Consider the following 3,495-nt stretch of genomic DNA (forward strand, 5'->3'; position numbering starts at 1 on the left):
GGCCGGAGACGCCGATCCTGACGACGGATGCGCGGCAGCGCTCGGAGTCCAAGTCAACGCTGATCACGCTGGTCGAGCACGCCCTCATGGCCCGGCTCCGCTGACCGTGCCGGCCCGGCCCCGACGGGGGCCGCGGGCCGGAGACTTCGCCAGGGGCGGGTCGCACCGCAGGGTGCGGCCCGCCCCTGAGGCGTTGATAACGTTTGGAAGCAGATTGGGGGGACCGGATGCACAGGACGCAGGCGGCCGACTCCGTTCCGCTGATGCCGCCGTTGCGCTTTGTCGGATGACGCCGCGTACGCCCTGTTTTGCCGGTGCCTGCGCGATCGTACGAAGTCCGCGCCAGGCGTTTGGAATGTGCCGCCCGGCGTGCTGGAATTCGAGGAACTGACCCGAGAGTAGGCCGAGAGGTTGTTGGTCCGGTGAGGCGCAGCAGCAAGGGTCCCGCGCAGGAGACGCGGGGCAACTTCAGCCCGCCGTCGCACGCGGCGGCGCCGCCCCCTGCCGGTGCGCAGCCGGCGCCGCCCCCGCCGAGCGGCAGCCGGTTCTCACCCCGCAACTGGCGGGTGGCCACCCGGCTGAACGCGATCCTGCTGATCCCGGTGCTCGTGGCACTGGTCTTCGCCGGCCTCCGGGTGAACAGCTCGGTGGAGACCTGGCGCGAGGCCCAGGACGCGGAGAACACCGCCAAGGTGGCCAAGGCCGCCGCCGACTACGCCGACCGCCTCATGGCCGAGCGCGACGTCTCCGTGCAGCCGCTGCTCCACGGCGACCGCGAGGCGAGCCGCGTGACCGAGGCGCGGCAGGCCACGGACGCCGCCGCGGCCGAGTTCGACCGGCAGGTCGAGGACATGCCGGACACCTCCGGCCTCACCCGCCGGCTCAAGGCCGTCCGGGAGCAGGAGAAGAACCTGGAGCAGATGCGCCAGGCGGCGTTCACGTCCCAGGCGCCCGGCGCCGACACCCACCTCGGGTACGCGCAGATGTACCGCCCGCTGATGACCTTCGCCAACGAGCTGGGCCTGGGCACCAGCAACATCACCACCTACGGCCGCGCGATGTACGCGATCTCGCTGTCCAAGTCCGCGGCCTCGCTGGTCCGCTCCATCGGCACCGAACTCCTGGTCAGCCCGCCCGAGAAGGCCGAGGTGCTGGCCGAGGAGAAGACCGCGCTGGCCTCCTTCGCCTATCTGGAGCCCATCGCCCTCGACGAGTTCCGCACCGGCAGCACCGAAGCCGACAACCGGATGCTCAAGGACGCGCTGGCCGACCAGGAGGACGAGGCCAAGCAGCGGCTCGCGGAGGCGCAGCGGGAGGCCGAGAGCGGCGGCGGCGAGTTCACCGCGCCGCCGGAGCCGTCGGCGATGCTCGCCGGCATCGCCGGGATCGGCGAGGGCGCCACGCCCGAGTCGCTCGCCGAGCAGGGCATCACCCCGCAGACCTGGTACGCCGCCACCAGCGTGCCCATCGCCGCGTACCGCACGGTCGAGATCGAGTTCGCCGACCGCGCCGTGGCCGACGCCCACGACATCGTCGAGTCCGCCAAGCGGGACACCGTCGTCGGCGCCGCGATCGCCGTCGGCGCGTTGCTCATCGGCTTCGTCATCGCCGCGATGATGGCCCGCTCCATGGGCCGCAGCATGCGGCTGCTGCGCAACTCCGCGTTCGGCGTCGCCGAGCAGCGGCTGCCGATGCTGGTCGACCAGCTCTCCCGCACCGACCCCGGCCGGGTGGACACCCGCGTCCAGCCGATCCCGCTGCACAGCAGGGACGAGATCGGCGAGGTCGCCCGCGCCTTCGACCAGGTGCACCGCGAGGCGGTCCGGCTGGCCGCCGAGCAGGCGCTGCTGCGGGGCAACCTGAACGCGATCTTCACCAACCTCTCCCGGCGCAACCAGGGCCTCATCGAACGCCAGCTGGAGCTGATCTCCGGCCTGGAGGACCACGAGGCGGACCCGGAGCAGCTGGAGAACCTGTTCCACATGGACCACCTCGCCACCCGCATGCGCCGCAACGGCGAGAACCTGCTGGTCCTCGCGGGCGAGGACACCGGCCGGCACATGGACGAGGAGGTCCCGCTCGTCGACGTGCTACGCGCGGCGACCTCGGAGGTCGAGTCGTACGAGCGCATCGAGCTGGAGGGCGTCCCCGACAGCGAGATCCACGGCAGCGCCGTCACCGACCTCGTGCACCTGCTCGCCGAGCTGCTGGAGAACGCCACCACCTTCTCCTCGCCGCACACCAAGGTCCGGGTCACCGCCACCCGGCTGCCGGACCGCCGGGTGATGGTCGAGATCCACGACAAGGGCATCGGCCTGACCGCGGAGGACTTCGCGGACATCAACCACCGGCTCGCCAACCCGCCCACCGTGGACGTCGCGATCTCCCAGCGCATGGGCCTGTTCGTGGTCGGCCGGCTGGCCGACCGGCACGGCATCCGCGTGCAGCTGCGCCCCTCCGGCGAGCAGTCGGGCACCACCTCGCTGGTGATGCTGCCCGAGGCCATCGCCTTCGGCGGCTCGACCGAGGCGTCCGAACAGCAGGACGAGTTCACCGTCTCCCGCATCGTCGCGGACCGGCCGTCCTTCCAGCCCGCCGGCAACGGCTTCGCGGGCGGGCGCGCGCGCAGCGCGGCCGAGCTGGGCTTCGACGACTCCTCGTACCCGCAGGTGGAGCCCCGCTCGCCGATGCCGGCGCTCGGCGGCCAGGAGGGCGTCTTCGACCCCATCCAGCGCTCGCTGCTGCGGGAGGAGCGCCGGGCGGCGCTCGAAGCGGCGGCGCAGGACCGTACCCCCGGTTTCCACGATTCCGAAGCGGAGGATGTGGGCACTGATCCCTTCGCGCCCGGGGGCATCTCGCCGGAGCCCGCGTACGATACGTACGGCCACGTGGAGCCCGACGTCCCGCCGAACGCCTGGACGGGGCAGGGCGCGTACGACAGCCTGGCGCATCCGGAAGCGGAATCTCCGGTTGTGCCGGCGGCCGGCCACCCGGGCTTCGGCTTCGGCGAACCGGAGCCGGCGCCGGTCGACGACGAGTGGCGGTCGGCGAACGACGAACGCTGGGAGCGCGCCGAGCAGGTGCGCGAACCGAAGGCGGGCGGGGTCACCTCCGCGGGCCTTCCCCGGCGGGTGCCCCGCCAGAACCTGGTGGAGGGCACCGCGGAGCAGCCCCAGCTGGGAGGCCCACAGGTCTCCCGGGCCCCGGAGGACGTACGCGGCCGGCTGAGCAACCTGCGCCGCGGCGTCCAGCAGGGCCGTCAGCAGGGGCCGCAGCAGAGTGACGGGCCGGGCACAGGCCCCGGCACATACGATCAGGAGCGTTAGGTGAGCCCGATGAGCCAGGCGGCGCAGAACCTGAACTGGTTGATCACCAACTTTGTGGACAACACCCCCGGGGTGTCCCACACGGTGGTGGTCTCCGCCGACGGACTCCTCCTCGCGATGTCCGACGGCTTCCCGCGCGACCGCGCCGACCAGCTGGCGGCGGTGGCGT

At 72.4% G+C, this 3,495-nt stretch carries 2 protein-coding genes and 1 pseudogene; all 3 read left to right on the forward strand.

The genetic code is table 11. The features are described 5' to 3' along the window. Positions 1–104, forward strand: a pseudogene (locus ABD317_RS34880) (ATP-binding protein); the annotation flags it as partial. A gap of 462 nt (positions 105–566) precedes the next feature. Continuing rightward, positions 567–3,326 (forward strand): sensor histidine kinase, encoded by a 2,760-nt coding sequence (locus tag ABD317_RS34885; RefSeq protein ID WP_425582523.1) that lies wholly within the window; start codon positions 567–569, stop codon positions 3,324–3,326. A gap of 9 nt (positions 3,327–3,335) precedes the next feature. Then, the coding region (locus ABD317_RS34890) for a roadblock/LC7 domain-containing protein (RefSeq protein ID WP_199814518.1) at positions 3,336–3,495 on the forward strand (160 nt) is incomplete at its 3' end.

The organism is Streptomyces synnematoformans, assembly GCF_039531005.1.
Classification (GTDB): domain Bacteria; phylum Actinomycetota; class Actinomycetes; order Streptomycetales; family Streptomycetaceae; genus Streptomyces; species Streptomyces synnematoformans.